5 protein-coding genes are annotated in these 6,338 nt (G+C 51.1%); all 5 read left to right on the top strand.

The features are described from left to right. On the top strand, positions 1 to 395 hold a 395-nt coding region (locus DXA55_RS14300; RefSeq protein WP_147342029.1), incomplete at its 5' end, for an RNA-guided endonuclease InsQ/TnpB family protein. A 208-nt stretch (positions 396 to 603) separates the two neighbouring features. After that, positions 604 to 2,343: an ABC transporter ATP-binding protein gene (locus DXA55_RS14295; protein WP_334294863.1), complete on the top strand. Its 1,740-nt coding sequence runs from the start codon at positions 604 to 606 to the stop codon at positions 2,341 to 2,343. Continuing rightward, on the top strand, positions 2,324 to 4,168 hold the full coding sequence (locus tag DXA55_RS14290; protein WP_055227534.1) for an ABC transporter ATP-binding protein: 1,845 nt from the start codon (positions 2,324 to 2,326) through the stop codon (positions 4,166 to 4,168). Before DXA55_RS14295 ends, DXA55_RS14290 begins: the two co-directional genes overlap by 20 nt. A 19-nt stretch (positions 4,169 to 4,187) precedes the next feature. Continuing rightward, positions 4,188 to 5,366 carry a phosphopentomutase gene (locus tag DXA55_RS14285; protein WP_022461160.1) on the top strand — a complete coding sequence of 393 codons (1,179 nt, stop codon included), beginning with the start codon at positions 4,188 to 4,190 and terminating at the stop codon, positions 5,364 to 5,366. 4 nt (positions 5,367 to 5,370) lie between these two features. Next, on the top strand, positions 5,371 to 6,270 hold the full coding sequence (locus DXA55_RS14280; RefSeq protein WP_117814494.1) for a LysR family transcriptional regulator: 900 nt from the start codon (positions 5,371 to 5,373) through the stop codon (positions 6,268 to 6,270). Positions 6,271 to 6,338 lie beyond the last annotated feature (68 nt).

Genomic DNA, 6,338 nt, shown 5'->3' with positions numbered 1-6,338 from the left:
TACAAAAACTTCATCATAAAATAGACAATATCCGTACGGATTACATCAATAAGACAATCGCAGAGATCGTAAAAACCAAACCATCTTATATAACGATTGAAGACTTAAACGTATCGGGAATGATGAAGAACAAACATCTTTCAAGAGCAGTTGCTTCGCAGAGGTTTTACGAATTCAGAATAAAGCTTAAGGCGAAAAGCAGGGAAAATGGAATTGAGCTTCGGGTTGCAGACAGATGGTATCCATCATCAAAAATCTGCCATTGTTGTGGAATGATCAAGAAAGATTTAAAACTTTCAAATAGAATATTTCGATGCCATTGTGGCTATGTCAAAGACAGGGATTTCAATGCGGCACTGAATCTGAGAGATGTAAAAACTTACAAGATTGCATAAGGACGCAAATGTAAGTATGTACCGAAGGCTATTTCGGGAATTAACGACTGTGGAGTGTACATGGACCTACGAGTAGATATGATTTCGGTCAATCAAAAGTATACACAAGGAAGCAGTAAGTAAGATTCGTGAGAACTTACATTATCTCGATGTGATAAGTATATTTAATCACATTTTGAGTGGCAGGACATGACAGAAGATGAATGATATGAAGCGTCTGCTCTCGTATGCAGGTCCCTACAAGCGGGATATGATTTTCGGAGCAGTGCTGGTATTGGTAGAAACGTGTTTTGAACTTTTTATTCCGATTCTGATTTCCAATCTGATTGACATCGGCGTTGCGAACGGCGATATCCCTTACATTTACCGCAAGGGAATCCAGATGGGAATCTGCGCGCTCTGTGCGCTTGTGACCGGAATTTTATACGCGCACTTTGCGGCGCGGGCGACGTACGGCTGGGGAGCCGAGATCCGGAAGGCGGAGTATGAGAAAATGCAGCAGTATGCATTTTCCAACCTCGACCACTTTGCGGTATCATCCCTGATCACCCGTATGACGACGGATGTTACCGTCATCCAGAATATGGTAAGCGCCGGCTTCCGCCCGATCACGCGCGGACCGTCGCTTCTGATTATGGGAATCGGCCTTTCATTCTATATGAATCCGCGGCTGGCATTTGTATTCCTTGTATGTACCCCGCTTCTTGGCTTTATTCTCTCCCTGATTGTGCGGAGAGTTGCCCCGATGTACACAAAACTGCAGTCCATGGTGGACCGCCTGAACAACGTTGTCCAGGAGGGGCTGACCGCGATCCGTGCCGTCAAAGCTTTCGTGCGGGATGAGTACGAGGAAGACAAATTCAACGAGGTCAACACCGACCTGACCGCAGCGAGCGAGCAGACGTTCCACTACGCCGTGCTGAATCTGCCGGCATTTCAGGGCGTCATGTATACCGCGATCGTGCTGATTCTGTGGTTCGGCGGAAATATGATTCTGAAAAAACAGCTTGCCGTCGGAAACCTGACCGGATTTCTAAGCTACGTCATGCAGGTCATGAACTCGATGATGATGATTGCAAACGTCTTCCTGCTCCTGACCCGTTCCATGGCGAGCGCACACCGGATTGTCGAGGTGCTCGATGAGAAAATTGTGCTCACCTCGCCGGAAAATGGTGTAACAGAAGTGACAGAGGGCAGCGTGGAGTTTGACAACGTATCGTTTAAATACAAAGAAGAAGCAAAAGAGTACGCACTCTCCGATGTTACGCTAAAGATCAAAGCCGGTCAGACGGTAGGAATCCTCGGAGGAACAGGTTCTTCGAAAACGACGCTGGTGCAGCTCATTCCGCGTCTGTATGACACCAGCCGCGGCACCGTCCGCGTCGGCGGAAAGGATGTGCGCGCGTACGATCTTGCCGCTCTCCGCGATGCAGTCAATATCATTCTGCAGAAAAACGTGCTGTTCTCCGGAACCGTGCGTGAAAACCTGAAATGGGGCAATGCGGATGCATCCGATGAGGAGATCTGGGAAGCATGCCGCGCGGCGTGTGCGGATGAATTTTTGAACCGCATGCCGGACGGCCTCGACACCGTGCTCGAGCAGGGCGCAAGCAACCTCTCCGGAGGCCAGAAGCAGCGTCTCTGCATCGCGCGTGCGCTGATCGGAAAGGCAAAAATCCTGATCTTCGATGATTCGACAAGTGCGGTCGACACGGCAACGGAGAAAAAGATCCGCGAGGCACTGGCGGCGCGGAAGGATGTCACAAAAATTATCATTGCGCAGAGAGTAACATCCGTCATGAATACGGATCAGATCATCATTCTTGATGACGGAAAAGTACACCGGATCGGCACGCACGCTGAACTGCTGGCGGATGACCCGATTTATCAGGAAATTTACGCCTCACAGATGAAAGGAGGAGACGAAAATGGCAGTGAGAGCTTATAGCGGAAAGAAACCAAAGAACCTGAAACACACGCTGCGCGTCTTCCTGTCTTATCTGGGACGGCACAAAAAAATGCTCGCAGTCGTAGCGGTACTGGTAACAATCAGCGCGGGAGCCAACCTCCTTGGAACGTATATGATCCGCCCGGTTGTCAACGGACTGGCGGATGGAGATGTGCACACACTGCTGCGCGGCGTGCTGATTACGGCACTCATTTTCGGGTGCGGCGCACTCGCAGCATACGGCTACACGCAGACCATGGTAAAAGCAGCACAGCAGGTTGTCTTTGATATCCGCCGCGATCTGTTCGAACACGTCCAGACACTGCCGCTGCAGTTCTTCGACAGCAGACGCCACGGCGATATCATGAGTCTTTTCACGAACGATATCGACACGATGGCAGATGCCCTGAACAACAGTTTTGCGATGGTTATCCAGAGCTTCATCCAGATTGTGGGAACACTGACCTTGCTGTATATCCTGAACTGGCGGCTCTCGCTGATTGTAACGGTGTGCTACGGTATCATGTTCTGGTATATCAAGTTCAGCGGAAAGCGCAGCAAGGGTTATTATACGAAGCAGCAGAACAGCCTCGGAGAACTGAACGGTTATATTGAGGAGCTGATCACCGGACAGAAAGTCGTCAAGGTGTTCCACCACGAAGAAGAGAGCTTTACGGAATTCTGCAAAAAGAATGAGGAGCTCCGGAAAGCGGGAACCGGCGCGCAGGGGTATGCGGCGACGATGGTTCCTGTCGTTGTCAGCATTTCGTATGTCAATTATGCGATTGTGGCAGTGCTCGGCGGCCTTCTCGCGCTGCACGGAAAAGCCGATATCGGAAGCCTGGCAAGCTACCTTGTCTTTGTCCGCCAGGCGGCGCTTCCGATCAACCAGTTCACCCAGCAGAGCAACTTCCTTCTCTCAGCGCTCGCCGGTGCGGAGCGTGTCTTCGACGTGATGAGCCTGGAGCCGGAAATCGACGAGGGAAAAGTGGAACTGGTCAACGTAAAAGAAGAGAACGGCGCACTTGCCGTCTGCGAAGAGACAACAGGCCGCTGGGCATGGAAGCGCCCGGATGGAACGATGACGGAATTAAAGGGCGATGTGCGTTTTGAAAACGTGGATTTCGGCTACACGGCAGACCGTCTGATCTTAAAGAACATCAGCCTGTATGCCAAACCAGGCCAGAAAATTGCTTTTGTCGGTTCCACAGGAGCCGGAAAAACGACGATCACGAACCTGATCAACCGTTTCTACGACGTCCAGGGCGGTGCGGTTGTCTACGACGGCATTGACGTAAAAGATATCGAAAAAGACGCTCTGCGCCACTCCCTCGGTATCGTTCTGCAGGATACCCATCTGTTCACGGGAACCGTAGCAGAAAATATCCGTTTTGGAAAACTCGATGCCACGCAGGAAGAAATTGAACGTGCGGCCAAAATTGCGAATGCGGATTCCTTCATCCGCCGTCTGCCGAACGGCTACGATACGATGCTGACCTCCGACGGAGCCAACCTCTCCCAGGGCCAGCGCCAGCTTCTCGCGATTGCCCGTGCCGCCGTTGCCGATCCGCCGGTGCTGATTCTTGACGAGGCAACATCCTCCGTTGACACCAGAACCGAGGCGCTGATCGAAAAAGGAATGGACCAGCTCATGGAGGGCAGAACCGTATTTGTCATCGCCCACCGCTTAAGCACCGTGCGAAACGCCAATGCGATCATGGTGCTGGAGCAGGGAAATATCGTAGAGCGCGGCGACCACGACGCACTTCTGGCACAGAAAGGAAAATATTATCAGCTCTATCATGGAATGTTTGAGCTGAGTTAAAAAGAAAGGAGTAAAGAGTATGAGAAAATATAACCGTATTTTTCTGATCGTCCTGGATTCTCTCGGAATCGGGGCGATGGCGGATTCGGAGAAGTTTGGGGATGTCGGTGTCAATACCTTCGGCCACATCTGGGAGAGTCAGGGAGGCCTTGAAATCCCGAACCTGCGCCGCCTCGGCATGGGAAATCTCTGCGGTGTGACAGAGGATGAGGCAAAGGGTTACGCCAGAAGACTGAACGAGGCAAGCAACGGAAAAGACACCATGACCGGCCACTGGGAGATGATGGGAATTTACACGACAAAGCCGTTCGTTACGTTCACCGACCACGGATTTCCGAAAGAACTGATCGACGAGCTGGAAAAACGAACCGGCAGAAAGATCATCGGCAATAAGGCGGCGAGCGGAACGGAGATCCTCGATGAGCTGGCAGAGCGCGAGATCGAAAACGGAGAACTGATCGTCTATACCTCGGCGGATTCCGTACTGCAGATCTGCGGCAACGAGGAGACGATGGGACTGGAGACGCTGTATCATTACTGCGAGATTGCCCGTGAGCTGACCATGAAAGACGAGTGGAAAGTCGGCCGTGTCATTGCAAGACCGTACGTCGGAAAGAAAAAAGGAGAGTTCGTCCGCACCGCAAACCGTCACGACTACGCTGTCAAACCGACGGGAAAAACCGTGCTCAACGCGATGCAGGAGGCAGGATATGATGTCATCAGCATCGGAAAAATCAACGATATTTTCTGCGGCGAGGGCATCACGGAGAGTCTGAAATCCAAGAGCAGCGTCCACGGCATGGAGCAGACGATTGAGACGGCAGGAAAAGATTTTACCGGACTGTGCTTTGTCAACCTCGTCGATTTCGATGCACTCTGGGGCCACAGAAGAAACCCGGAAGGCTACGGAAAAGAGATTGAAAAATTCGATGTGAACCTTGGAAAACTGCTGGAGCAGTTAAAAGACGACGATCTGCTCCTAATCACGGCAGACCACGGCAACGACCCGACTTATACTGGAACGGACCACACCAGAGAACAGGTGCCGCTCCTTGCGTACTCACCGTCTATGAAGGAAAGCGGCCTTCAGGAGACGAAGGACACCTTTGCCGTGATCGGCGCATCCGTTGCAGAAAACTTCGGAGTGGAAATGCCGGAGGGAACGATCGGAACGTCGATTCTCCCGGAATGGAAGTAACTGCTTGACACTGCAGCAGTTACGATATGTGGTAACCGTAGCGGAGATGGGAACCATCACAGAGGCGGCAAACCGGCTGTACATTTCCCAGCCGAGCCTTACAAATGCGATTCATGAACTTGAAAAAGAGATGAACCTTGTGATTTTCAACCGGACAAACAAGGGAATCACCCTCTCGAAGGAGGGAGATGATTTTCTTGGCTACGCGCGTCAGGTGCTTGAGCAGGCGGCGATCCTGGAGGATAAGTACAAGGGAAAAGACGGCGGAAAGAAACAGTTTTGCGTGTCGACGCAGCATTACTCCTTTGCCGTCAATGCGTTTGTGGATCTGATCCAGAAATATGGACAGAAGGAGTACGATTTCAGCCTCCGGGAGACACAGACGTACGAGATCATCGAGGATGTGGCGCGGATGCGCAGCGAGATTGGGATTCTGTTTTTAAACGATTTTAACGAAAAGGTGCTGACGAAGCTTTTAAAAGCGCAGGAACTGGAATTTCATCTTCTGTTTGTCGCAAGGCCGCACGTTTTCATCAGCAGAAATCATCCGCTGGCACAGCAGACGGTGATCACCAACGAAGAACTCGAAGAATATCCGTACCTCTCGTTTGAGCAGGGTGAGCACAATTCGTTCTACTTTTCTGAGGAAATCTTTTCGGCATCGGAGCGGAAGAAAAACATCCGCGTGCGCGACCGTGCCACGCTGTTCAACCTTCTGATCGGCCTGAACGGATATACCGTGTGTAGCGGCGTGATCGACGAAAACCTGAATGGAAAGGACATTATCGCTGTTCCGCTCGCCGATGAGAGCGAAATGCGAATCGGCTACATCACACATAAAAAAGGAAGACGCAGCAGCATTGGCGTTGCGTACCTGGAATGTTTAAAAAAATATCTGGAGTAAACAAAGAACAGGCTGTCCATAGCTTGAAACTATGGGCAATCTGTTTTTTTCAGTATTTTTCAAATCGG

This window comes from Blautia sp. OF03-13, assembly GCF_003460685.1.
GTDB classification, from domain to species: Bacteria; Bacillota; Clostridia; order Lachnospirales; family Lachnospiraceae; genus Fusicatenibacter; species Fusicatenibacter saccharivorans.
This window is presented reverse-complemented; position numbering and strand designations above follow the sequence as displayed.